At 70.9% G+C, this 23,112-nt stretch carries 21 protein-coding genes and 3 pseudogenes; 12 read left to right on the top strand and 12 right to left on the bottom strand.

Annotated elements, in window-relative coordinates:
• The 4 genes and pseudogenes from ACVNF4_RS15520 to ACVNF4_RS15505 all read left to right on the top strand — a co-directional run.
• A pseudogene (locus ACVNF4_RS15520) lies at positions 1-358 on the top strand (LLM class flavin-dependent oxidoreductase); the annotation flags it as partial.
• 426 nt (positions 359-784) lie between these two features.
• Positions 785-1,684, top strand: a complete 900-nt coding sequence (locus ACVNF4_RS15515; protein WP_461803386.1) for a S1 family peptidase — start codon at positions 785-787, stop codon at positions 1,682-1,684.
• Positions 1,685-1,814: 130 nt separating this feature from the next.
• Positions 1,815-2,615 (top strand): slipin family protein, encoded by an 801-nt coding sequence (locus ACVNF4_RS15510; RefSeq protein ID WP_461803387.1) that lies wholly within the window; start codon positions 1,815-1,817, stop codon positions 2,613-2,615.
• 9 nt (positions 2,616-2,624) lie between these two features.
• Complete coding sequence (locus ACVNF4_RS15505) at positions 2,625-3,722, top strand: NADAR family protein (protein WP_461803385.1); 1,098 nt, start codon at positions 2,625-2,627, stop codon at positions 3,720-3,722.
• On the opposite strand, the gene ACVNF4_RS15500 is transcribed toward ACVNF4_RS15505, so the two are convergent.
• Positions 3,719-4,093, bottom strand: coding sequence for a cupin domain-containing protein (locus tag ACVNF4_RS15500; protein WP_461803384.1), 375 nt, complete (start codon positions 4,091-4,093; stop codon positions 3,719-3,721). The two genes, ACVNF4_RS15505 and ACVNF4_RS15500, sit on opposite strands and share 4 nt — an antisense overlap.
• A 65-nt stretch (positions 4,094-4,158) precedes the next feature.
• Between ACVNF4_RS15500 and ACVNF4_RS15495 the strand changes: the two are divergent.
• The 3 genes and pseudogenes from ACVNF4_RS15495 to ACVNF4_RS15485 all read left to right on the top strand — a co-directional run.
• Positions 4,159-4,506 (top strand): annotated as a pseudogene (locus ACVNF4_RS15495) (MarR family winged helix-turn-helix transcriptional regulator); the annotation flags it as partial.
• Between the two features lie 175 nt (positions 4,507-4,681).
• Positions 4,682-5,548, top strand: a complete 867-nt coding sequence (locus tag ACVNF4_RS15490) for an esterase/lipase family protein (RefSeq protein WP_461803383.1) — start codon at positions 4,682-4,684, stop codon at positions 5,546-5,548.
• 61 nt (positions 5,549-5,609) lie between these two features.
• Entirely contained in the window at positions 5,610-6,059 is a 450-nt protein-coding gene (locus tag ACVNF4_RS15485) for a GNAT family N-acetyltransferase (protein WP_461803382.1), read from the top strand.
• A gap of 1 nt (position 6,060) precedes the next feature.
• Here ACVNF4_RS15485 and ACVNF4_RS15480 read toward each other — a convergent pair whose 3' ends face one another.
• The gene (locus ACVNF4_RS15480) at positions 6,061-6,192 is read right to left on the bottom strand and encodes a hypothetical protein (protein ID WP_461803381.1); all 132 of its coding nucleotides are present in this window, start codon (positions 6,190-6,192) and stop codon (positions 6,061-6,063) included.
• A gap of 108 nt (positions 6,193-6,300) precedes the next feature.
• Here ACVNF4_RS15480 and ACVNF4_RS15475 point away from each other — a divergent pair, with 108 nt between their 5' ends.
• Entirely contained in the window at positions 6,301-6,915 is a 615-nt protein-coding gene (locus tag ACVNF4_RS15475) for a class I SAM-dependent methyltransferase (protein ID WP_461803380.1), read from the top strand.
• Positions 6,916-7,051: 136 nt separating this feature from the next.
• On the opposite strand, the gene ACVNF4_RS15470 is transcribed toward ACVNF4_RS15475, so the two are convergent.
• Complete coding sequence (locus tag ACVNF4_RS15470) at positions 7,052-7,567, bottom strand: ribonuclease FAU-1 family protein (protein WP_461803379.1); 516 nt, start codon at positions 7,565-7,567, stop codon at positions 7,052-7,054.
• Positions 7,548-8,474, bottom strand: coding sequence for a GNAT family N-acetyltransferase (locus ACVNF4_RS15465; RefSeq protein WP_461803378.1), 927 nt, complete (start codon positions 8,472-8,474; stop codon positions 7,548-7,550). Before ACVNF4_RS15465 ends, ACVNF4_RS15470 begins: the two co-directional genes overlap by 20 nt.
• Positions 8,475-8,570: 96 nt before the next feature.
• On the opposite strand from ACVNF4_RS15465, the gene ACVNF4_RS15460 reads away from it, so the two are divergent.
• Complete coding sequence (locus ACVNF4_RS15460; protein WP_461803377.1) at positions 8,571-8,945, top strand: GntR family transcriptional regulator; 375 nt, start codon at positions 8,571-8,573, stop codon at positions 8,943-8,945.
• A 175-nt stretch (positions 8,946-9,120) separates the two neighbouring features.
• Here ACVNF4_RS15460 and ACVNF4_RS15455 read toward each other — a convergent pair whose 3' ends face one another.
• From ACVNF4_RS15455 to ACVNF4_RS15440, 4 genes and pseudogenes are all read right to left on the bottom strand, one after another.
• Positions 9,121-10,218, bottom strand: coding sequence for a DUF5925 domain-containing protein (locus tag ACVNF4_RS15455; protein WP_461803376.1), 1,098 nt, complete (start codon positions 10,216-10,218; stop codon positions 9,121-9,123).
• Positions 10,219-10,421: 203 nt separating this feature from the next.
• Entirely contained in the window at positions 10,422-11,222 is an 801-nt protein-coding gene (locus tag ACVNF4_RS15450; RefSeq protein ID WP_461803375.1) for a polysaccharide deacetylase family protein, read from the bottom strand.
• Positions 11,223-11,851: 629 nt separating this feature from the next.
• Positions 11,852-12,823, bottom strand: a pseudogene (locus tag ACVNF4_RS15445) (glycosyltransferase family 2 protein); the annotation flags it as partial.
• The gene (locus ACVNF4_RS15440; RefSeq protein WP_461803374.1) at positions 12,820-13,686 is read right to left on the bottom strand and encodes a glycosyltransferase family 2 protein; all 867 of its coding nucleotides are present in this window, start codon (positions 13,684-13,686) and stop codon (positions 12,820-12,822) included. The pseudogene ACVNF4_RS15445 and the gene ACVNF4_RS15440, both read right to left, overlap by 4 nt.
• Positions 13,687-14,338: 652 nt before the next feature.
• Between ACVNF4_RS15440 and ACVNF4_RS15435 the strand changes: the two genes are divergently transcribed.
• The gene (locus ACVNF4_RS15435; RefSeq protein ID WP_461803373.1) at positions 14,339-15,136 is read left to right on the top strand and encodes an SGNH/GDSL hydrolase family protein; all 798 of its coding nucleotides are present in this window, start codon (positions 14,339-14,341) and stop codon (positions 15,134-15,136) included.
• 53 nt (positions 15,137-15,189) lie between these two features.
• On the opposite strand, the gene ACVNF4_RS15430 is transcribed toward ACVNF4_RS15435, so the two are convergent.
• The 4 genes from ACVNF4_RS15430 to ACVNF4_RS15415 form a co-directional block, all read right to left on the bottom strand.
• Positions 15,190-16,761, bottom strand: coding sequence for a serine/threonine-protein kinase (locus ACVNF4_RS15430; RefSeq protein ID WP_461803372.1), 1,572 nt, complete (start codon positions 16,759-16,761; stop codon positions 15,190-15,192).
• Positions 16,762-16,805: 44 nt separating this feature from the next.
• Positions 16,806-18,503 carry a nickel transporter gene (locus ACVNF4_RS15425; RefSeq protein ID WP_461803371.1) on the bottom strand — a complete coding sequence of 566 codons (1,698 nt, stop codon included), beginning with the start codon at positions 18,501-18,503 and terminating at the stop codon, positions 16,806-16,808.
• The gene (locus ACVNF4_RS15420) at positions 18,500-20,326 is read right to left on the bottom strand and encodes a tetratricopeptide repeat protein (RefSeq protein WP_461803370.1); all 1,827 of its coding nucleotides are present in this window, start codon (positions 20,324-20,326) and stop codon (positions 18,500-18,502) included. Before ACVNF4_RS15420 ends, ACVNF4_RS15425 begins: the two co-directional genes overlap by 4 nt.
• A 145-nt stretch (positions 20,327-20,471) precedes the next feature.
• Positions 20,472-22,007, bottom strand: coding sequence for a DUF4331 domain-containing protein (locus ACVNF4_RS15415; RefSeq protein ID WP_461803369.1), 1,536 nt, complete (start codon positions 22,005-22,007; stop codon positions 20,472-20,474).
• A gap of 213 nt (positions 22,008-22,220) precedes the next feature.
• Here ACVNF4_RS15415 and ACVNF4_RS15410 point away from each other — a divergent pair, with 213 nt between their 5' ends.
• Together ACVNF4_RS15410 and ACVNF4_RS15405 are read left to right on the top strand one after the other, a co-directional pair.
• The gene (locus ACVNF4_RS15410; protein WP_461803368.1) at positions 22,221-22,766 is read left to right on the top strand and encodes a sigma-70 family RNA polymerase sigma factor; all 546 of its coding nucleotides are present in this window, start codon (positions 22,221-22,223) and stop codon (positions 22,764-22,766) included.
• Positions 22,763-23,112 (top strand): RskA family anti-sigma factor (locus ACVNF4_RS15405; RefSeq protein ID WP_461803367.1); only part of this gene is annotated, 350 nt, incomplete at its 3' end. The genes ACVNF4_RS15410 and ACVNF4_RS15405, both read left to right, overlap by 4 nt.

The following is a 23,112-nucleotide window of genomic DNA, read 5'->3' as shown; positions in this document are numbered from 1 at the left end:
CGGGGAGTCGGGGCGGGACCCGGACTCCCTGCGGGTGCTGGCGGCGCTGGTGATCGACCTCGGGGAGGGGGAGTGGGCCGCCGCACCAGGGCACGGCGGGGGCGGGCCGCGGACGAGCGCGCTGGGGCCGTTGTACCGGGGCGGGCCCGTGGACCTCGCCGAGCTGATCGCCGGGTGGCACCGGGAGGGGGCCGTCGACGGGTTCCACCTGACGCCGGTGGAGCCTCGGCGGGATCTGGAGCGGTTGGTCAACGGGACCGTCGCGCTGTTGCAGCACCGGGGGCTGTTCCGGACGTTCTACCCGGGGGCGACTTTGCGGGAGCACTTGGGTCTGGGGCGGCACGACCAGGTGCCGTGAGTCCGGGGGAGAGGGGCCGAGCGGCCGTCGGCCGGGCTGGTTTCGGCCATCCCCGACGGGGGTGAGGTGACCTGTGGGTCCCGGGCGGCAGGGGCTGCCGGAGTGCGGTGGCGGGGGCGTGCCTCAGCAGGCGGTTCATGGGGTGAGGGAACCTTCGCGGTGCCCTGATCGTCGTACAGGAAGGGGAGTTGGCCTGAAACAGCTCATTGCGCGCAGTTCGCGCTCGGGGGCGCGGCCTGTTCGTGCCCTTGCGCCGCGTGGGCGCTCCAGCGCGCCCTTGCGTCGACCGTCTGTTCGGCCGAATACTCCTTCCTCAGCGCTTGTCAGGGGCATGCATCCCTGATTTCACGAGCGGATCATGGCTCTGGCTGCGCCTCACGGGCCCCGACCCCACGCGGGCCCCTGATTCCCGGGAGGGAACGAAAAGTGAGGAACAAGCGCACCACCTTCACCGCCCGCAAGAGACGCACTCGCACGGTCGCCCTCGCGGCCGGGTTCGTCGCCGCCGTCGGCTTCGCCGCCCCCACCGCGAACGCCGCCGCCGCGCACACGTTCAGCGCCTCCGACCTGAGCGGCGTCAGCACCTCGGTGCTGAAGTCCGACGTCCCCGGCACCGCCTGGGCCGTCGACGCGAAGACGAACCGCGTGGTCGTCACCGTCGACAGCACGGTCTCCGCCGCGGAGATCGCGCGGATCAAGAAGGACGCGGGCGGCAAGGCCGGCGCCCTGACGATCAAGCACACGCCCGGCAAGTTCAACAAGCTCATCGCCGGTGGCGACGCCATCTACGGTGGCGGATACCGCTGTTCGCTCGGCTTCAACGTCGTCAGCGGCAGCACGTACTACTTCCTCACCGCCGGTCACTGCGGTGAGGTCGCGTCGACCTGGTACTCCAACTCCGGTCAGTCGTCCGTGCTCGGCTCGAACGTGAGCTACAGCTTCCCGACCAACGACTACGCGCTGGTCCGGTACACCAACAGCTCGGTGAGCAAGTCCGGTACCGCGGGAAACACGGACATCACCAGCGCGGGTACGCCGAGCGTCGGCACCACCGTCTACCGTGACGGCTCGACCACCGGTATCCACAGCGGGCGGGTGACGGCTCTGAATGCGACCGTCAACTACGGTGGCGGGGACGTCGTCTACGGCATGATCCAGACCAACGTCTGTGCTGAGGGCGGCGATTCGGGCGGGCCGCTGTACTCGACGAGCGGCATCGCCTACGGGTTGACCTCCGGTGGCAGCGGGAATTGCAGCTCCGGCGGGACGACGTTCTTCCAGCCGGTGGTGGAGGCGCTCAACGCGTACGGTGTGAGCGTGTTCTGATCATCTGTCAGTTCTGACGCCGAGCCCTCGTACGCAACCGGCGTGCGGGGGCTCCCCCTTGTACGTGGGGCGGGTTACCGTCGAAGGAGCCCCTGGACGCACGTCTGACGCACGGAGGGCGGTGGCCGTCGTGGTCGAGGAACTGGTGGTGGCGGGAGCGGGGCTCCTGAGCGCCGGGGCGGTGTACGCGGCGGCTGCCGCGCGCGTCGTCAAACAGTACGAGCGAGGTGTGGTGTTCCGGCTGGGGAAGCTGCGGCCGGAGGTGCGCGAACCCGGTCTGACGATGATCATTCCCGGTGTCGACAAGCTGCGTAAGGTCAACATGCAGATCGTCACGATGCCGGTGCCCGGACAGGAGGGGATCACCCGGGACAACGTGACCGTGCGGGTCGACGCGGTCGTCTACTTCAAGGTGACCGCTCCCGCCGAGGCTGTCGTCCGGGTCGAGGACTACCGGTTCGCGGTGTCGCAGATGGCGCAGACGTCGCTGCGGTCCATCATCGGCAAGAGTGAGCTGGACGATCTGCTGTCCAACCGGGAAAAGCTCAACCAGGGGCTGGAGTTGATGATCGACAGCCCTGCCGTCGAGTGGGGTGTGACCATCGACCGGGTCGAGATCAAGGACGTGTCCCTGCCGGAGACCATGAAGCGGTCCATGGCCCGCCAGGCCGAGGCCGACCGGGAACGCCGGGCCCGGGTCATCAACGCGGACGCCGAGCTCCAGGCGTCCAAGAAACTCGCCGAGGCCGCCAAGGAGATGGCCGACACCCCGGCGGCCCTCCAGCTCCGCCTCCTCCAGACGGTCGTCGCCGTCGCCGCCGAGAAGAACTCGACCCTCGTCCTGCCGTTCCCGGTGGAGCTGCTGCGCTTCCTCGAACGGGCCCAGGGAGGACCGCCGTCGCCGCCGTCGCCGCCGCAGCGGCCGTCGTAGAGTGCCGTCATGGCGTGGCGGTGGTCGACGTACCGGACAGTGGACGGGGTGCGGGTTCCGGGGGCCTGGTGCCATGTGTGGCGGTGGGGTGAGGTGCGCGGGGCGCACTTCGTCGACGATCTGAGTGTGTACGCCGACGGGGTCGTCCACTGCGGGGAGTACGCCGATCTCGCCGCGCTGGAGCGGTGGTTGGGGGACTGGAGGGTCGTCCTCACCGAGCCCGGGGCACCGGTCCGTACGCCGCCGGCCGGGCGGGCCTGGCGGTGGGGCGAGCCGCGTACCGTGGAGAGCTTTCTGCTGGAAGTCGCTGATGTGGTGGAGGAGTTGGCCGGCCGGCCGACCGCTCGCCGGCGGTGTTCGGAGGCGATCCGGCGGTTCTGTGAGACGCCGGACGACCGTGCTCTCGCGGTGCTTCGGGAGGCGTATCTCCGTATTCCCGCCCATCTGCGGATCTACTGCCTGGGTGATATGGACCGGCTGGACCGGCCGTTGCGGATCCTCCTTGCTCAAGTGGGGGAACTGGTCGACGAGTTCGTGGTGACGGCGGCGATGCGGGAGGGGGCGGTGGCGTATCTGCGGGAGGGGGTCGCCGCCGAGCGGGAGCCTGTGGTGTACGCGGACGATCCCGTGGTGGGTGCGGGGCCGCCGGTCGAGGTGTCCGAGACCGTGTATCCGCGAGGGTGGCCCGCCGGACCAGGTGTCTTCATGCTGCGCAACGACTATCCCGCACCGGTTTCCTACGGAGGCGTCGTCTACCCGACCGTCTCCCACGGCTACTGGGCCCTCTCCGCGGCCGACCCCGCCGACCGCACCTCCATCCGCACCGCCCCCGACGTGCTTACCGCGCGAAAGTCGGCCGCTCTGGCGAAGCGGCGACCGGACTGGGACGGCGTACGACTCGCCGTGATGGCCGGGCTGTTGCGGGCCAAGTTCGGGCAACACCCCGAGATGGCCCAGGTGTTGGTGGGGACGGGGGGCTCGGTCCTTCGGTGCACCGGGTACTCGGACTCGCCGTACTGGCGGGACGAAGGGGGGTCGGGCGGGCGGAACTGGGTGGGGCGGTTGCTGGAGTTGGTGCGGAGTGAAGTGGTGCTGGAGCGGGGTTAGTTGGACCACGGGGGCGTGATGCGGGTGCCGTCGGCTAGGCGGGCTGTGAGGCCGATCGACGTGGTGACCCAGGCCTGGGCCGTGTCGTCGGTGGGGTTCTGGACGGAGAGCGTGGAGCCGGGGTTGACGATCAGGGTGTCGCCGGCGGTGAGGGGGAAGGGTTCGTCGTCGAGGGTGATCAGGAGGGTGCCGGTGAGGAGGTGGAAGATCTCCTCGTGGGAGACCGTGTGAGCGGGGGCCTGGGTGCGGGGCGGGATGTCGGCTCGCCAGGCGGCGAGTTGGGTGCTGCCGGTGCGGGGGGAGGCGTGGGAGACGAAGCGGGCGCCGTGGAGTTCGTGGGTGATGGCGTCGGCTGCGCGGGTGACGGGCATGTGGGCTCCTTTTTGGTGAACGGGTTGTCTGGGCAGGGGAGTTGAGGTGATGAGGGTGGTCGCCCGAGGGGTTGCGGCCCGCTCATGGGTTTGCGTTTGCCCGGCTTGCGGCTGATGGGGCGAGTGTGGGGGAGTTGGCGGTGCATCTGGGGGTGACCAAGCAGGCGGCGAGTCAGATGGTCGAGGAGTTGGTGCGGAAGGGGTATGTGGAGCGGCGGGGGGTGGCGGGGGACGCGCGGGTGCGGGTGGTGGTGTTGAGCGGGCTGGGGTGGGAGTGTGCGCGGGCGGCGGAGGAGGTGGCCGCGGAGGTGGTGCGGGAGTGGGAAGTGGTTTTGGGGGAGGGGGAGTTGAGGGTGTTGCGGGAAGGGTTGGGGCGGGTCGCGCCGGGTGGGGCTATTCGGCCGGTTTGGTGACGCGGTATCAGAGGGGCGCGTGGTGAACGGGTGATGCCCTGATTTTTTACCTGCGCGTAACTTCCCAGGTCGGCTACTCGCTCGTAACTTGAACAGTGAACAGCATCCTCGTGATCCGGATCACAGGGCTTAGTGCCGTTGCACCTCCCCCCTTGAGCCGCAAGGAGATCGCTCGATGCTGCACTGGAGACGCCTTTTCAGACCCCTGACGGCCCTGCTGCTGGCGGCTGCCGCCGTCAGCGTTCCCGCCTCCGCCGCGACGGCGGAGCCCTCGGCCCGGGTCAGCAGCGGGTGGAATGATTACTCGTGCAAGCCGTCGGCCGCACACCCCCGCCCGATCGTCCTCGTCCACGGCACCTTCGCCAACTCGAAGGACAACTGGCTCGGCCTCGCCCCCTACCTCGAAACCCGCGGCTACTGCGTCTTCGCCCTGGACTACGGCCAGTTGGCGGGCGTACCGCTGATCTACGGGCTCGGCCCGATCGACAAGTCGGCCGAGCAGCTCTCGGCGTACGTCGACAAGGTGCTCGCCGCGACCGGCGCCACGAAGGTCGACCTCGTCGGACACTCCCAGGGCGGGATGATGCCCCGCTACTACCTCAAGTTCCTCGGCGGCGCGGCGAAGGTGGACCAGCTCGTCGCGATCTCCCCCAGCAACCGGGGGACGAACCTCAGCGGACTCACCAACCTCCTCCCCTACTTCCCCGGCGCCCGCGAGTGGCTCAGCCTCAACACCCCCGCACTCGCCCAGCAGATCACCGGCTCCGATTTCCTCACGAAGCTCAACGCCGGCGGTGACACGGTCCCCGGCGTCCGGTACACCGTCCTCGCCACGAAGTACGACGAGGTCGTCACCCCCTACCGGTCCCAGTTCCTGACCGGCGACAACGTCAAGAACGTCCTCATCCAGGACCTCTGCCCCCTCGACCTCTCCGAGCACGCCCTCATCGGCCTCACCGACCGCATCGCGTTCCACGAGGTCGCCAACGCGCTGGACCCGTCCCGGGCCAGGCCGACGACCTGCGCGTCGGTCTTCAGCTGAGCCGCCCCTCAGGGGATCTCCGGGGGTGGTACGGGACCAGGTGTCTCGTACCGTCCTCGGTATGACGTACAGCGAGATCAGAGCGGCCGTCGCCGCCGACGTACCGGCCGTGCGCGCGGTGACGGACGCCGCGTACCACCCGTACATCGCACGTATCGGGGTCGTCCCTCAGCCGATGGAGGCCGACCACGCGGCGGACGTGGCGGCCGGGCGGGTGTTCGTCGCCGGGGAGCCGGTACTAGGGGTCGTCGTACTCCAGGCGTACGGGGACCATCTGTTCCTCGACAGCATCGCCGTACATCCCGACGCACACGGGCAGGGCCTCGGCGGACGGCTGCTGCGGTTCGTGGACGCACGCGCGCGGGCGCTGGGGCTCGGTGAGGTCCGGCTCTACACCAACGCGATGATGTGGGAGAACCAGGAGATCTACCCGAAGTACGGGTACGAGGTCGTCGAGCGGCGCGTGGACGGGGTCTACGACCGGCTGCACTACCGCAAGCGCCTCGGGTGAGTCAGGTCTGCGGCCACCACGTGCGGGCGATGTCCTTGCGGATCTCGGGGCGCGTGGCGGGGGTGGGCTCGGGAGTCTCGCGGGAGCGCGGGGACTGTTTCTTCAGGGGCTTCTGCAAGGTCGTACGGCGCATGGGGCCTCCTTCAGGGGCCGCCTGGGTCCGTGGTGCACGGGGCGGGCCCTTTGGGGGAGGGTGACCCATCGGCGGCCGATTGTCAGTGGCGGGTGTCACTCTGGGGGCATGAGCGAACGACGGGGCGGTGCGGTGGCGGGCGGGATCGACTGGGACCTCGCGGCGGGGTCCTTCGACGAGGAGGCGGACCACGGCCTGCGGGATCCCGCCGTGCGGAGAGCCTGGGGCGAGCGGATGGCCGAGTGGCTGCCGTCCGCGCCGTCCGACGTCCTCGACCTCGGCTGCGGCACCGGCAGCCTGTCCCTCCTCGCCGCCGAGCGGGGCCACCGCGTCACCGGGGTCGACGCCTCCCCGGCCATGCTCGGCCTCGCCCGCGCCAAGCTCGCCGGGTACGACGCCGGGTTCCTGCTCGGCGACGCGCAGGAACCTCCGGTGGGGGAGGCGCGGTTCGACGTCGTCCTCGTCCGGCATGTCCTGTGGGCGCTTCCCGATCCCGCGCGGGCCCTGCGGAACTGGCGGGGACTGCTGCGGTCCGGCGGGCGGATGGTGCTGGTCGAGGGCGTGTGGGGGGTGGTCACGCCGGCGGGGATCGCGGCGGAGCGGGTGGTGGAGCTGGTGGAGGGGGGTGGGGGGAGTGCGCGGGTGGAGCGGCTGGACGGGGACGAGCGGTTGTGGGGTGGTGCTGTGGGTGATGTGCGGTATGTGGTGGTGGTTGGGGTGTGAGGGGCTGTGGGGTGGCGGAGTGGGGTGGGTGCGGGTGTGGGTGCGGTGGGGTGCTGGTCGGGTGCGGCAGGGTGACGGCTCGGCGCGTTCGTCGGCTGCCCTCACCCTCGCCGTCCCCGTAACCCCGTCGCTCCCGTTACGCCAGCAGGCCCTCCAGCCCGCCCTCCGTTCTCGCCAGCTCCTCCAGCTCGTCCAGCGCGTGGGTGGCCGCCTTCGCCGCCTCGGGGTCTCGCTGCCGCAGGCCGCTCGCCTCGAACTCGTCCTCGTCGAGGCGGAGGACGGCCGTGCCGTCGGCGCTGCGCCACAGGTCGAGGTCGAGGTCCTCCACGGTCAGGTCGGTGCCGGTGCGGACGGCGGGGCGGGTGATGTCGCAGTACCAGCCCTTGAGGGTGCCGTCGGCGGCGCGGACCTCCTTGATCGCGTACCAGCGGTCACGCCAGTAGTGCTCGGTGAAGACGTCACCGGGCTCGAAGCGGACGAACCCGAAGTCACGGGTGCCGGTCCCGGCCCAGGGCGCGCGGACGGTGATGCGGGTGCTGTCGTCGGCGAGGAGCGCGGCGGGGTAGCGGATCTTCGTCCGGCCCGCCTTGACGAGGACGACGGTCAGTTCGGTGTCGTCGAACGAGGTGCCGTCAGGCGAAGTCGCGGACATGGCGCACCTCCGTTCCGCAGATCTCGTACCCGAAGTGCTTGTTGATCGCCAGCATCGGGCCGTTGTCCGTGTCGTTGCCGGTGAGGGCGACCGTGCAGCCGGCCGCGCGGGCGCGGTGCAGCGAGGCGTTCTTGGCGAGCTTCGCGAGGCCCTTGCCGCGGTGGGCGCGGGCCGTGCCGGTCATGGCGGTCTGGTACCGGCCGGAGCCGTCCGTGTGGGTGACGCTCAGCGCGACGGGACTGCCGTCCACGACGGCGACGACGGTGAGGTCCCGGTCGAGGTGGGGGTGGTGCCAGTTCTCCGCCAGCCATGCCTCGTAGTCCGTGAACTCGGCGCCCACGTCGCTCGGTTCGTCGGACGTCACCTCGGCGTCGAGGAGGAACAGGGGGCGCGGATCGGTGGCGTAGTCGGCGGCCGTCCGCAGTTCGACGCCGTCGGGGAGGTCGAGCGGGGCGAGGGCGGCGGTCGTCAGGTCCAGGCGCAGGAAGTGGGCCGAGCGGCTGGCCCGGTAGCCCGCGGCTTCCGCGTACGCGCGGTTGCGGGGCTCGTCGAGGACCCAGGCGTAGAGGTGGGTGGCGCCGAGGTCCGTCAGGTGTGCCTCTGCGGCCTTCCGCAGTGCGGTGCCCACGCCGCGGCCCTCGTACGCCGGGTCCACGTACACGTTCAGGTAGCCCTTGCCGGGCTCCGGGGCGTCGTGTGCCAGGCCGACCTGGGCCGTTCCGACGATCACGCCGTCCAGCTCGGCGACCAGCTTGCGGGCGTGGGCGTCCGGGTGGGTGTGGGTGATGTCGTGGGCGACGGAGGCGGGGGTGAACAGGATGTACGGGAGGGCGGCGTCGCGGACCCGGCAGAAGCCTTCGGGGTCGGCGGGTACGTCCAGGCGGAGATCTCGCACGGTGATGGTCATATAGGCGCAGGTTAGAGCGGGGTTCGCGCCGGGTGCCTCCTATTTTTCGGGGGGTTCTCCCGGCGGGGTGAAGCGCGGGTGCGGAAGAATCGGGGGGTGACCTTGACGATCGACATCAGCGAGGGCGTCGCGCCCTACGAGCAGGTACGCACGCAGATCTCCGAGCAGGCGCGGACGGGGGTGCTGCCCGTCGGGTACCGGCTCCCCACGGTCCGTGCCCTCGCCGAGTCCCTCGGGCTCGCCGCCAACACCGTCGCCAAGGCGTATCGCGCGCTGGAGTCCGACGGGGTGATCGAGACGCGGGGGCGCAACGGCACGTACGTCGCCGCGGCCGGCGCCGCCGCTGAACGCGAACTCGCCGCGGCGGCCCAGGCGTATGCGGAGCGGGCGCGGCGGTTGGGGTTCGGGGAGGCGGAGGCGGTGGGGGCTGTGGGGGATGCGGTGCGGGCGGTGTTCGGGGAGCGGGGCTGAGGGGGCGGCGCCGCCGGGGAGGTGTGGTGGGAGGGGTGGTGTGGCGGGGTGAGCGGGAGGGGTGGTGGGAGTGGCGCGGGATTCGGGCCTGGGCCCGTCTCCCGAGAGAGGGTCCCTACGAGTGCAGGCCCTCCCCCTGGTACCCCTACGACCACAGGCCCTCCCCCGTAGTCCCCTACAAGTACAGCCCCGCCTCCGCCGTCCCCCTCGGTTCCGGCAAGGTTGTCGGGGAGGTTCCCCGGCGGAGGGCGTACAGCTCGGCCAAGGTGGCGCCCTCGCGGTTGATGCCTTCCTCCGTGCCGAGCCAGGAGATCGCCTCGGGGCGGGTCAGGGGGCCGACTTCGATGCGGGCGAGGCAGCGGCCGGGGCGGACGACGGCGGGGTGGAGGCGTTCGAGGTCCTCGTTGGTGGTGACGCCGACCAGGACGTTGCGGCCCTGGCCGAGGAGGCCGTCCGTGAGGTTGAGGAGGCGGGAGAGGGCCTGGCCGGCGGTGTGTTTAGCCTCGCCGCGGATCAGTTCGTCGCAGTCCTCCAGGAGGAGCAGCCGCCAGCGGGACTTGCCCGCGGCGTCGTCCTCGCCGATCGCGATGTCCATGAGGTAGCCGACGTCGCTGAAGAGGCGCTCGGGGTCGAGGACGCAGTCCACCTGGCACCAGTCCCGCCACGCGCGGGCCAGCGTGCGCAGCGCGGACGTCTTGCCGGTGCCGGGCGGCCCGTGCAGGAGGAGGAGCCGGCCCGCGATGTCCTCGGGGGTGGTCGCCATGAGGCTGTCCATCGCCTCGGCGACGGGGGCCGTGTAGTTGGGGCGCACCTCCTCCCAGGTGCCCGCGGAGATCTGCCGGGTCGTGCGGTGTGGTCCCCGGCGCGGGGAGACGTACCAGAACCCCATCGTCACGTTCTCCGGCTGGGGTTCGGGCTCGTCCGCCGCGCCGTCGGTGGCCTCGCCGAGGACCTTCTCGGCGAGTTCGGCGGAGGTCGCCGTGACCGTGACGTCCGCGCCGCGGTTCCAGCGGGAGATCAGCAGGGTCCAGCCGTCGCCCTCCGCCAGCGTCGCGCTGCGGTCGTCGTCACGGGCGATGCGCAGGACCTTCGCGCCCGGCGGGAGGAGCGTCGCGCCCGCGCGGACCTGGCTGATGTTCACCGCGTGGGAGAACGGCTGCTCACCCTTCGCGAACCGGCCGAGGAACAGTACGTCCACGACGTCGGACGGTGAGTCGGAGTCGTCGATGGTGACCCGGATCGGCAGGGTGTCTTGCGGTGGCTGGGCAGACATGCCGCCATGATCCGGCACCGGACCCCCGTACGCACGCGGTTTCCGTGCGGTGCGTGGAGTGTCGGCCACGGGGCGTACATCTGGAGTAGGGGGGACCTGAGGGGTAGGGGACGGACTACGGGTACGACTCCGTACGACGGTGAGGGGCCGTCCTGCGGAGTCGTACCCGTAGCCCTGTCGGCTTCCCGACCTCCCTGCTTCGTTCAGCTCAGCGCCTCCGCCGCCCGTCTCCCCGCCCGGCGGGTCCGGCGGAGCAGGGCGTACCCCTTCGTCAGGGTGCGGTCCTTGGCGAAGGTGCGGGTGACGGCACGGCCGTCGAGGAGGCCGGTGAAGTCGGCGGTCGTGGTACGCCGGCGGACCGTCACCCGGTGCAGGGCGTACGGGCCCTGGGTGCGCCGGGCGAGGGAGTTGCCCACGGCGAGGGCCTGGGCGAAGCCGTTCGCGCGGACGGCTTCGCGGACCCGGCGGCTGGAGTAGCCGTAGGGGTAGGCGAACGAGACCGGCAGGGCGCCGAGTTCGTCCGCGACGAGGTCCCGGCAGCGGGCCAACTCGGTGTTCAGCGCCCGGTCGTCGAGCTGGTCGAGCTGGGGGTGGGAGTGGCTGTGGCCGCCGATCTCCACGCCCTCGTCGGCGAGTTCACGGATCTGGGCCCAGTCGAGCATCGTGTCGAGGGCGCCGCCGGTGTCGTACGCGCCCCTGATCCAGCCGGTCGACACGAACAGCGTTGCGGGGAAGCCGAGTCGGGACAGCACCGGGAGGGCGTGGCGGTGCACGCCCTCGTAGCCGTCGTCGAAGGTGATGAGTACCGGGCGCGGTGGTAGGGGGTGGCCCGCTCGCCAGTGTGCCGCCAGCGCGGCCGTGGTGAGCGGGGTCAGCCCCTTCTCCGCGATCAGCTCCATCTGCTCGGCGAACGCCTCCGGCGACACCGACAACTCCCTTGTCGCGTCGTTCGGTTCGGCCGCGACCGCGTGGTACATCAGGATCGGCACGCGGACGCCGGTCATGCGACGTTCTCCTTGGGGGCGGGCATTTCGGAACCGGGCTCCAGGGGGCCGGCCTTTTTGGAGGCCTCCTCGGGGCGGGCCATCTCGGGGTCAGCCTTCTCGGAGCGGTCCCCCTCGGGGGCGGGCTTTGGGGAACCTGGCTCCTGGGGACCGGCCTTTCCGGAACTGGCCTCCTCGGGGGCGGCCTTCTCGGAGCGGCTCCCCTCGGGGGCGGCCAGCTCAGGTTCGGCCCTCTCGGAGCCGGCCTCCCCAGGACCCGCCATGTCAGGGTCAGCCTCTCCGGAGCCGGCCTTCTCGGGGCCCGTCCTCTCCGGTCCGGCCTCCTCCGTGCCTGTCCTCTCCGGTTCGGCCTCCTCGGGTCCGGCCTTCTCGGGGCCTGTCCTGTCCGGTTCGGCCTCCTCGGGGCCAGCCTCCTCCGTGCCTGCCCTCTCCGGGCCAGCCTCCTCGGGGCCCGTCCTCTCCGGGTCGGCCTCCTCCGTGCCCGCCCTCTCCGTGCCCGCCCTCTCCGTGTCTGCCCTCTCCGGGTCGGCCTCCTCCGTGCCCGCCCTCTCCGCGACAACTCCCCCCGAACCCCCGCCTCGTGAGCCGTCCGGCAACCCAACAGCCTCCCCCGCGAGCGCCGTTGCCGTGTCGATGGGGACCACCGCGAACGTCGTTCCGTTGCGCCGTGCCCGGACCGTCCCCACGACGTAGCCGCCTGCGGCCGTCAGGACCCCGGCGACGATCGCGCCCGCTCGGCGTCCCCCTCCCGGGCGGGCGCGCAGGGCGTCGCGCAGGCCGCGGGCGACTCCGGCGGGCAACACCCGTGTCGTGTACCGGCGTTCGGACTCCAGGCCCTTGCCGGTGCCGACGCTGCGGGCGACGAGGGCCTTGGAGAGGCCCTCGGCGTAGGTGCGGGTGCGGAAGTAGGCGAAGTGCTCGCGGGCCGAGGGGACTTTGTGGTGGATGACGGCTCTGTCGTCGACCAGGAGGATCGCGTCGGGTCTCTCGCGGCCGAGCCGGATGCACAGTTCGGTCTCCTCGCCGCCGAGCGGACGCTTGTCGCCGTCCCGCCCGATCCCGCTGGCGAACCCGCCGACGATGTCGAACGCGCTGCGCCGGAAGGAGGCGTTGCCGCCGAGGATGTTGCGCACCTGGATCCGGCCGGGCGGCAACCCCCGGTAGGAGCAGCCCACCACCCAGTCGAACTCTTCCGGGAACCAGTCGGGCCGCCGTCCGGACGACCACACGGGCTCGCAGCGCCCGCCGACGGCGAGCACCCGGGGGTCGCTGTACGGGTCGGCGAACCGGCGCAGCCAGTCCCGCTCGGCCACGGCGTCGTCGTCGAGGAATGCGATGATCTCCCCGGTCGACGCGGCGATCCCGGTGTTGCGCCCGGCCGACAGCCCGCGCGGCCCGGCGTTGGGGAGGACCCGTACCTCCGAGGTCTCCTTGTACTCCAGAGCCAGCCGGTCCAGGAGCACCGGGTTGTGGTCGACGACCAGCAGCACCTCCCGGGCCGGATGGCTCTGCGCCCGCACCGAGGCGACCGCCGCGAGGACGTCGTCCCAGCGGTCCTCGGTGTAGACGCAGATCACCACCGAGATGTCGAGCGGTGTCACGAGATCTCACCCCGGGCCGAGTCGAGGCCGCGGGCCCCGGCGAGTTCCCCCGCCCCCTCCAGCAGCGGCGAGCGCCGCGCACGGCTGCGCAGCGCGCGCCGGTTGGAGCGTTCCTTGAGGATGACCCGTAGTACCCGTAGACCGTCCCGGACGGCCCGCAGGTTGGAGACGCCGTGGATGCGCAGGTATTCGTGGCTAGGTATCTCCTGCACCTTCAGCCCCGCCTTGACGACCCTGATGTTGATCAGGGTCTCGATCTCGAAGCCCGTGCAGTCGAGGTCGATCTTGTCGAGGCAGTGCCGCCAGAACGCGTTGTAGCCGTAGCAGAGGTCGGTGTAGCGGGCCCCGAACTTGCGGTTGACGACGGCGCACAGCACCCGGTTGCCGAGCCACCGGATGAACGTCATGTCGTCGGTGCCGCCGCCGTTGGCGAAGCGGGAGCCCTTGGCGAAGTCGGCGCCGGAGACCAGCGCGGAGACATAGGAGACGATCTCGTTGCCGTCGGCCGAGCCGTCCGCGTCGACCATGACGACGATGTCGCCGGTGCACGCCTCGAACCCGGTGATCAGGGCGTCGCCCTTGCCGCGCCCCTGCTGCGCGACGACCTTGACGCCGGGCCACAGCTCGCGGGCGACCCGGACGGTCGCGTCGGTGGAGTTGCCGTCGACCAGGACCACTTCGTGGATCCAGTCGGGCAGGGTCTTGAAGACGTACGGAAGGTTCTCCGCCTCGTTCATGGCGGGGATCACCACGCTCACCGGCGGTGTGATCGCCAGATGCGAGGAGATCGGGCGGTACGCGGCGGCGGTCTGGTCCGCTGGGCGGTCCTCGGCCGTGCTCGCCGGTTGCAGAACGGAACTCATGACTCTTGGTCCCTCTCGTCCGGCGGGCCGCCCGCCCCTGGGCGGCCCGGCTGAAAGTCCGGTTCGAAAGGGGGGTTTGTCGCCCGGAGCGGCCTGGGCTCGGCGCACGCGACGTGAGTGCGTCACGTCCGCCGACCCGGGTGCCCCGGGTGATGGCAAAGCTGACCGGCCGCCGGAAATCGACGGCGGCCGACCGCGCGGCACGGCCCGGTCACCTGTTCGGTCACCGAGCTCGGCACCCCCCTACCGCGCCCCGCACCGGGCTGCGTCGCGGTCCCTGAGCCCTCCCCTGGAGCCGCTTGCGGACGGTCCGATGCGAGTGAGATGTACGACGGTATTGATGAATGGGCCTGTATGGCAAGACCTGGATTGGTGATTCACTTTTTTGTTCGTTTGACCGTTACACATCGTCTCGTCCGTCCGCGGTTCCCGAAGTTCCCGGGGAAATTCCCTGAAACAAGCCCCTTGTGATGTGTGGGTATTACGGGAGCTACGGGCATTGCGGGGCTTGGTGTGCGCATGAAACAAAGTGGGCAGAAAGCGGCAGAAAACGGTCTCGGTGAGCGTCAAAAAGTCTTGGCATGAACACTTCCCGTCAACGCGCGTAGTTGCTACGACAGTTGTGGCAGACATGCTGCTATAGGGAGGTTCCATGAGACGTTCCCGATTCGCCGTATTCGTCAGTGCGACACTCCTCGCGCTCACCGGTGCCCTCACCGCCGGTGCCGGCTCCGCCCAGGCCGCCACAGGCGGCTACGTCGCCCTCGGCGACTCCTACTCCTCCGGCGTCGGCTCGGGCAGTTACATCAGTTCGAGCGGCGACTGCAAGCGCAGCACGAAGGCGTACCCCTACCTCTGGAACGCCGCCAACTCGCCGTCCTCGTTCACCTTCGCCGCCTGCTCGGGCGCCGTCACCAGCGACGTCCTCTCCAGCCAGCTCGGCGGGCTCAACTCCTCGACCGGGCTGGTCACGATCAGCATCGGCGGCAACGACGCCGGCTTCGTCGACGTCATGACGACGTGCGTCCTCGGCAGTGACAGCACCTGCCTGAACCGCATCAACACCGCCAAGTCCTTCGTCGACTCCACCCTCCCCGGCCGGCTCGACAGCGTGTACAGCGCGATCAGCTCGAAAGCTCCCAACGCCCATGTGGTCGTGCTCGGTTACCCGCGCTTCTACAAGCTCGGCCAGAGCTGTGTCGGCCTCTCCGAGGCCAAGCGCAGCGCGCTCAACGGCGCCTCCGACTACATCGACGCCGCGATCGCCAAGCGTGCCGCCGACCACGGGTTCACCTTCGGGGACGTCCGCACCACCTTCGCCGGGCACGAGATCTGCGACGGCACTCCCTGGCTGCACAGCCTCGAACTGCTGAACCTCGGCGAGTCGTACCACCCGACGGCGGCCGGGCAGTCCGGCGGGTATCTGCCGGTGCTCAACGCCAACGACTGACCTGGCGACACCTGCTGACGGATCATCAGGCCGGCTCGGTCCGTCAGCAGGGCTCAGTACGACTCGGAGGGGGACGGTGAGGGCGAGGTTCCGCCCGACGGGGTCTTCGTCTCGCACGTCACCGAGAACGGCACCGAGTCGGACTTCGCGTTCACGGGCCGCCGCACCTCCACCCACAGCTCGTTCTCGAACGTCCCGCTGCGCTGCCCCGTCGTCAGGAACACCCGGGCCTGCTTCGAGCGGTCCCCTCCGTCGGCGAACTCCAGTGTCCGCCAGCCCGAGTCGACCGCCTCGCCGTCCTTCGACACCCACCGGTACGACACGCTCGCCGGCACCCGGCCCACCGTGAACGTCGCGGTGAACGCGGGCGCGTCGGACTTGTCCGGCGGACACGTCCCCGCGTACTTCGTGCCCTCGCCCGTCACGGTCACCGAGACGGACTGCGCCGGAGCCGAGGACGACTTCTCGGGCGTGGGCGTGGGCGACGGCTTCTCGCTCCGGCCAGCCGGGGGCGAACTGACGCCCTGGGACTGGCTGTTGGTCTGCTGATCGCCACCGGCCTTATTGCCGCTGCGGTTGTTCAGCAGTGCGTACGTCAGTCCGCCGATCGCCAGCGCGACGACCAGTACACCCGCGATCAGTACGGCCGTCGCACGCCGGTTGCTCTGCGAGGGTTCCGGCTGGTCGCGAACCAACGGCTCGGTAGGGGGCTGGTGTTGGTAGGACGGCTGCTGGTAGGTCGGAGGAGGGGGAGGCGGCGGCACGATCGTCGGGGTGTACGGCACCGTACGCGCGGTACCGCCCGCGGCGACGATCCTCAGGTCCTGCTCGGCGAGTTCGGCGGTGAGCCGGTCGCCGGGGTCCTTGCGCAGGAGGCCCTCGATGACCGGGGCGAGCGGGCCGGCCCGGCGTGGGGGCGGCAACTCCTCGTCCACGATGGCCCGTAGCGTGCTCAGCGGGGTGTCCTGCCGGAACGGGGAGTGGCCCTCGACGGTGGCGTACAACAGGACGCCCAGCGACCACAGGTCCGACTCGGGACCCGGGGTGTGGCCCAACGCCCGCTCGGGGGACAGGAATTCGGGCGAGCCGATGACCTCGCCGGTCATCGTGATGGCCGAACTGCCCTCCACGGTCGCGATACCGAAGTCCGTGAGGACGACGCGGTCGTCGTTCGACAGCAGGACGTTCGCCGGTTTCACATCCCGGTGCAGCACCCCCGCGTCATGCGCCGCCCGCAGCGCGGACAGCACCTCGGCACCGACGTACGCGGCTCGCGCGGGCGGCAACGGGCCCTCGGCGTCCAGGAGTTCGGCGAGCGAGATGCCGCGCACCAGCTCCATCACGATCCACGGACGGCCGTCCTGCATGGCGACGTCGTACACCGTCACGACATTGCGGTTCGCGACCCGGGCCGCCGCCCACGCCTCACGTTCCAGGCGCGCGTACATCCGTTCGACCTCGGGTCCGGACAGCCCGGCGGGTGCCCGTACCTCCTTGACGGCCACCTCGCGGTGCAGGACCTCGTCCCGCGCGCGCCACACTGTGCCCATCCCGCCCTGGCCGAGCGGGGTGAGCAGTCGGTAGCGGCCCGCGATCAGCCGCTCGCCACCGGGTTCCTCCGACATCGAGCCCCCTCGTCGCACCCTCGCGAATACCACCCAAAACTAGCTCAACCCAGTACGGTTGCCGCCCCCTTGAGCATCAGTCCGACCCCGAGGGCCACGACGACCAGCGCCGACCACAGGGGCATGTTGCGGCGGACGAGGGCGATGACCGGGCGGGACGTCCAGCGCGGGCCCTCGTCGAGGAACCGGTTCACCCGGCTGCCCAGCCGGACGACCGCGAAACCCGCCGCAGTGAGGGTGAGGGCGAGGCCGATGCCGTACGCGATGACGAGGAGCAGGCCGAACCACGCCTGGCCGAGAGCCGCGGCGCCGACCAGGACGACGACTGCGGAGGGGCTGGGGACCATGCCGCCGGCCAGACCGAGGAGGATCGTGCCGCGGAGGGTGGGGGCGATGGAGTGGGTGTGGGTGTGGCCGTTGTGGGTGTGCGTGTGGGTGTGGGGGGAGTGGTCGTGACTGTGGTCGTGGTGCTCGTGGTGGTGGGTGTCGTGATCGTGACTGTGGTCGTGCGCCGGGGACTTGGTGAGGGTGACGGTGGCGGAGGGGGTGGAGTCGGCGCCCACCAGGGCGAGTTGGCGGGAGGGGGTGGGCTTGGGGGAGTGGTCGTGCGTGTGGCTGTGTCCGTGGTCGTGGTCATGATCGTGGCTGTGCCCAGGCCCGTGCCCATGGCTGTGTCCGTGCCCGTGTCCGTGCCCGTGTTCGTGCCCGCGGCTCTTCCACGCGCGCCGGAACAGAGTCGCGCCCGCCACCGCGACGAGTGCGCCGCTCGCCAGGCCCAGCCAGGTGATGACGGAGGGCGCGGCGGCGGAACCGGCCGTGACGAGGAGGCCGAGGGCGACGACGCCGATCGTGTGGGTGATCGTCACCGACGCGGCGAGCGGGAGAACGTCCTTCATCCGGGCCTTGCCGCCCCGCGCGGCGGCGGTCGCGGCCATGATGGTCTTACCGTGGCCGGGCGCGACCGCGTGCATCGCGCCCAGGAAGATCGCGAGAAGGATCGACAGGGCGGCGAAGCCGATCGTCAGGTGCTGGCGGCCGACCATGTCGTCCAGGGCCTGCGTCCAACGGTCCGCGCCACGCGGCAGGATGGCGGCGCCGGGGGCGGTGCGCTCGTCCCCGGAGAGGGCCGGACCGCCCGGCTCCACCGTCGTGGCGGCGGCCGTGGTGTCCGCCGGGGAGGAGAGCAACTCCTGCGGGTACTTGGTGAGTTCGTCCGACACCGACTTCTCGGGGACGTCCGACCCCGTCAGCGTCATCCGGTCGCCGCGCGCCGTGATCTCCCGCCAGCCGGGGCCCGTCGAGGTGCCCGCGCTGTGGAAGGAGAGGGCGATCGACTCGCTCTCCGGCAGTGGCGCCGTCAGCCCGCACTCGACGCGCAGGGTGTTCAGGCCCGCCTGACCCGGTCGGACGACGGCCTTCGCGGACGCCGAAGTCAGGGTGACGGCACCGCCGTTGACGGTGAGCTTGCTCTCGGCGGCGGCCGTCTCGCAGCGCTGCTCGGCCCACGGCGTGAGCCCGCCCGCCCGCTCGATCGCCGGCTTCGCCTGGGTCGCCGGGATCTCCGCGAGGTCCTCGACGTGAGCGATCCGGAGCTGACCGGGGGCGGCGACGAGGCCGTCGTACCGGTTGACGGTGAAGTTGCCGAGTGGGTGCGCGCTCGCGTTGGCGGTGGGAAGGAGCGCGAGCGCGCACCCGGCCGTCAGGACGGCCGCACTGGAGGCGAACACACGACGGGAGATCACTGGTTCGCCTCCAGCGACTTGAGGGCGGCGCGCGCGATGCGGGCACCCAGGGGGGAGAAGCCGGAGTTGAGTTCCAGGGCCTTGGTGAGGTGCGCGCGGGCGTTGTCCTGGTCGCCGGTCGCGTTCTCGATCATGCCCTGGTGGTAAAGGAAGGACGCGTTGCGGTAGCCGGTCGCGGTGGCCCGCTTCGCGTACGGAAGTGCCTCCGCGTCACGGCCGTTGACGTGCAGGGCCCAGGCGAGGGCGTCCGCCGTGTGGACGGTCTCCCGGCGCTGCCACTCCGCCTGCGCCGCCCGCAGTGCCGCCCGCTTGTCGCCGTGGTCGGCCGCCGCGAGGGCCGTGTCGAGGTCGGCGTTGACGCCGTTCGCGCGGGCCAGCGCCGTCCAGGCGTCGACCAGGGCGTACTGGTCGGCGGCCTTCATCTTGTCGCCGTCCGCGCCGCGTGCCTCGTAGAGCTCGCCGAGTTCGACCAGCGGGCCGGGCAGCGGGTAGCGGGCGACGACCGCCTCCAACCCCTTGACGGCCTCGGCCCGTTGACCGCTCGCCGCCTGCGCCTTGGCGCGGCCCTCCAACGCCGGAAGGTAGTTCTCGTCGGCCGCGAGGGCGCGGGCGTAGTCGGTGAGGGCGGTCGCGTAGTCACCCTGGTTCCAGGCGAGTTGGCCGAGCTGGGCGGCGACGTACGCGATGTCGCCCTTCGCCGTGGCGCTCGCGAGGGCCTGCTCCAGGACGCGGCGGGCGGTGGTGACGTCGCCGCGCAGTTCCTGGACGTACGCGTAGCGGGTGAAGACCGGGATGCCGGGGCGGCGGGTGTCCGCCGTCTCCGCTGCCGTCAACGCCTCGTCGTAGCGGCCGAGTTCGACCAGGGCGTCGATGCGGGAGCAGAGGGCGCGCTCGTTGTACGGGTTGTCCTTGAGGACCTGGTCCGCGTACTTCAGCGCGCCGGGGAAGTCGTGCCGGGCGGCGGCGAGGGCCGCGCGTCCCGTGAGTGCCTGGCTGTTGCCGGGGGAGAGTTCGAGGGACTTCGCGAACGCCTTCTCCGCCTGGGGGTAGCGGGAGGGGTCGCCCTTCGTGCGGGCCTGCTCCACGTAGGCGAGTCCGAGGGTGGCCCAGCTGCCGAAGTCCCTGGGCTGGGTGCGGAGATGGGCTTGCAGTGCGGAGATCGCGCTGTCGATGTCCCCGCTGTTGAGGAGTCCGGGGGAGACGGCCGAGGCGGTCGCGACCGGCGCCGCGCTGCCGTCCTTCAGCGCCCCGAACGCGATCGCCCCGCTGGTCAGCGCCACGGCCAACATCGCGGCACAGGCGCCGAGTTGGACGGAACGCCAACGGCGGCCCGCGGCGCCTGCACGGCGGACGGCGGCTACTCGGGGGTCGAGGTCGGGGGTGTCGGGGGTGGAGGCGTCGGAGGGGGTTTCGTCAGCCGAAGTGGCGGAGGAAGCACCGGAGTTGGGATCCACCGAAGCCGAAGCCGAAGCTGAGGCCAGGGTGGTTGCGGGTGCGGAGCCCGTGGCGGCATCCGCCGAGCCGCTCTCGTCCGCTGTACCGGCTCCGTCCGCCGACCCGGCCTCACCCGCAGAACCGACCCGCTGAGCCTTGGAGTTGCCCCCCATGCCCTCGCTCACCGTCGTCCCCTTCTTCTCCCCCTCTCCCGAAGAGTCGTCGGGCGCCGAGGAGTTGGCCTCCGTCAGGGTGGCCGTGGGTGTCGGTGCCGCTTCGGCCTGCGGTGAACTTCCCTCGGGCCGCTGCCCCTTCGGCTCGTCGGTGGACTCCGGGGTGTGCCCGGAGTCCGTCCGGTCCGGTTCGCCGCTGTCGGTGCGCGGGGCCATGCCCTCTCCTCGGTCGCTCTCGGTCTTCCTGCGGTCGGCGCGGCCCGGTCCGTGGGGGATTGGGTGGACCCGGGCCGCGCCGGTCTGTGGGGCGGGCCGGGGAGTTGCAGGAGACTCCCCGGCCGGCCCGGTCATCGCGTGGGCGTCAGTACGTCCGCCGCCGGCCCCGGAACCACATGAGGCCACCGCCGATGAGCAGCACCCCGGCCGCACCGGCCCCGGCCGAGGCCGCGATCAGGGTGTTGTTGTTCTCGCTGCCCGAGGCACCCGCCGGCTGAAGGGCGTCGCCGAGCTGGCTGCGGACGTCGTTGCCGCCGCTGACCCCCTTGGCGACGGGACCGCGCGACCCCTCGGTCGGGAGCGCGACGTACGGGAAGGACTTCTCGAAGTTCTTGTCGTTCTTGTCGACCGCGTCGCCCAAGTCGTTCTTGGCGCCCACGAGTTCACCTTCGACGACCTGGAGAGCGGCGTCGATCACGTCGTCCGTGAGGCGACGGCCGTTCGGGAAGCCCGCGTTGTCCCCGTCGAGCACACCGAGCCGCTTCGGGCTCGCGGCGGGCTTGATGGAGGTGTTGAGCCGCAGCTGCTCCGAAGGCGTCACGTACGGAGGCTGGTTGAGCCCCTTGACGCCCTTGAGGAACACGTCGACGAGGTCGTTGCGCGGCTCCGCCGGGGCCTTGATCTTGTAGATCGCCTCGATGAGCTTGGGCAGCTCGGGGTTGGTGACGTTCTTCAGGAACTGCCCGTCGTCCTTGGGCTCGGACGCGTTGAACTTGTCCTTGTCCTTGATGGGGTTGACGACCTCGTTCACCAGCGGGTTCCCGAGCCGGGAGACCTGCTCGAACTTGCCGCGGGCGTTCTTGCGCTGCGTCGTCGACCAGATGCCGACGATCGGCTGGTGCGCCGCCTGACGGATCATGTCGTTCGGCACCTGGAGGGCGATGGTGTTGACGTTGTAGCCCTTGAGGGTGTCGTTGCCGACCTCGGAGAGGTTCCCGCCGTACAGCAGGTCGAACACGCGCAGGTCCAGGAAGAACGGGTCGTCCGCCTGGCCGGCGAAGGTCTTCGCGCCGTTGGAGAGCTTGTAGATCGCCTGGTCGCGCAGCTTCGCGTAGTTCGGCATGGACGCCTTGCCGACGTTCGACGGCGCCACGGGCACGTCGCTGGCGATCTTCGTCGTCTGCTGGACCTTGCCCTTCTTGAGCTTGATCAGCTCCAGGTTGTAGGTCTGCGTGACGTTCAGGTTCGCGTCGTTGAGGCTCTGGACCGCGCCGGTGTTGTAGAGGAACGTCTTCTTGTTCTTGACGTGCGTGTTGAACGTGTAACGGAACGTCAGGTCCGGGCGCGCGTCACCGTCGTTGTCGATGTTCAGGTCGTACTGCGCGTCCTCCGCGAACGTGAAGAAGTTCGGGCCGCCGGCCGGATCCTCGAACGGGATCCAGTTCGCGATGAGGGTCGTGGTCGTCGGGTGGTCCGGGCTCACGAACGCGTACACGTCGGTGTTGTCGTACTGCGGGGTGCCGGAGATCAGCGGGGCTTCGCGGTGGCTGGAAGCAGCGGCGACCCCCGGTTCCAGCAGGGCCACGGAAGCGGCGCTGAGGCCGCCGGCGGCCAGCGCGCCACAGATGAGGGTCGCGATGCTCCTGCGCCCTGCGGCGCTCCGGAAGTTAGGTGTCGTCATGCCGTCCGTCCTGAGGTCCCAACTTGCTTGACGGACGGGTATACGGAGCGGAGGGCCTGTTCGGATTGGTCGAACCGAAAAAAATTTATTTTGAGTTCGAACCCGCGTTTTCGGCCCGCGCGTCCGTACTTCCACCGGAGGTGTGTGCGCGTGCGAGTGCCTGGTGTGACGGGACGGCCCGGCTGCGGCCACGGCCGGGGAGAGGGGAACCGCATGGAGGCGGACGAGCTGCTGGTGCTCGTGGCGCGAGGAGACCAGCGGGCCTTCGAGCAGTTGTACGGTCTGGTCTCCGGTCCGGTGTTCGGTCTCGTACGGCGCGTGCTGCGCGATCCGTCGCAGTCGGAGGAGGTGGCTCAGGAAGTGCTGCTGGAGTGCTGGCGCTCGGCCGCCACCTTCGATCCCGCCCGCGGCAGCGCCCTGTCCTGGATCCTCACCCTCGCCCACCGCCGCGCCGTCGACCGGGTGCGCAGCGTGCGCGCGGCGGGCGAGCGCGAGCAGCGCGAGGCCCTGCGCACCCACAACCCCGCCTTCGACCAGGTCTCCGAGGAGGTCGAGGCGGGTATGGAGCGGGAGTGGGTGCGCCGCTGCCTCGGCCGGCTGACGACGCTCCAGCGGCAGTCCGTCACTCTCGCGTACTACGACGGCTACACGTACCGTGAGGTGGCCGAGCGGCTCTCCCTGCCGCTGGGCACGGTGAAGACGAGGATGCGCGACGGGCTCACGCGGCTGCGCAATTGCCTGGGAGGTGTTGCCGTATGAGCGTCCTGAACCGTCTGCTGGGGAGGGGTGACCTCCACTCGCTGGCGGCCCCCTACGCCCTCGACGCCCTCGACGGGGACGAGCGCCGCCGCTTCGAGAAGCACCTGAGGTCCTGCGCGTCCTGCGCCGCCGAGGTCCGTGACCTCGCCGAGGACGCCGTACGGCTCGCCTGGTCGACGGCGGCACCGGCGCCGGCCGCGATGCGGGACCGGGTGCTGGCCGCCGTCCAGGTCACCCCGCAGGAACAGGCGGGCGCGGCAGGCGCGTTGGGGACGACGGGTGCGCGGGGGGCGCGTTCCGCTCCGGAGCGTGCGCCTCAGCTTCCGCCGCACGTCTGGGGCGCACA

This window comes from Streptomyces sp. S6 (assembly GCF_054880855.1).
This window is presented reverse-complemented; position numbering and strand designations above follow the sequence as displayed.